The following is a 650-nucleotide window of genomic DNA, read 5'->3' as shown; positions in this document are numbered from 1 at the left end:
CGACGCGTATCGCTCTTGGACTCAATAAAGCCTTTACTTTTTAAACACAAAGCCCTTCCATATTGGAAGGGCTTTGTCGTATCAACGTTGGCAGTCTCAAGTGGCTACTTAGTGAGTAGTTGGTTTTCTATCGCTGCTTTCAACTTATCTCGGTCGTGACGCCAATCTCGGTTGGTTGAGGCTAATGATTCGGTAACGACGTTCCATTGTTCCAACACTTTCTGGTCCGTTTCTTCGGCAAGGACGACATCGATTCTTCGTCCTTGGCACGCACGTTCACACCATTCCAGCTTTTGCGCCATCGACATTCGACCTGCTGGGCCGTATTCAGGGCTGAGGTTAGCGACGAATATCACCTTCGCTTTTCGGTTTGCTGCAATGGCTTTGCCAAGCTCAGGCAATAACAATGGCGGCATAATACTGGTGAGGAAACTGCCTGGGCCAAGAATGATTGCATCGGCTTCTGCCAGAGCAGTAACGGCTTCTTTAGTGGCTGGAACTTCTGGTGAAAGATCTAAGCGACGTAAGTCGGTTTCCATCTCATCCACATTGGTTTCACCTGTGACCCATTGACCGTTCACTGAAAGTGCAGACAAATCCGAAGGGTGCTCTGACATTGGCAGAATATTTACATCAACCTTAAGCATGTT

The 650-nt window shown here is 48.0% G+C and carries 1 protein-coding gene; it reads right to left on the bottom strand.

The genetic code is table 11. The features are described from left to right. Positions 1-104 precede the first annotated feature (104 nt). Positions 105-650, bottom strand: a 546-nt coding sequence (locus tag R7Q11_RS26985; protein ID WP_225467088.1) for a 2-phospho-L-lactate transferase CofD family protein, incomplete at its 5' end; no start/stop codon positions are given.

Source organism: Vibrio sp. 970 (genome assembly GCF_033339075.1).
The sequence above is the reverse complement of the archived record's forward strand: the minus strand, read 5'-3'. Positions and strand labels throughout refer to the sequence as shown.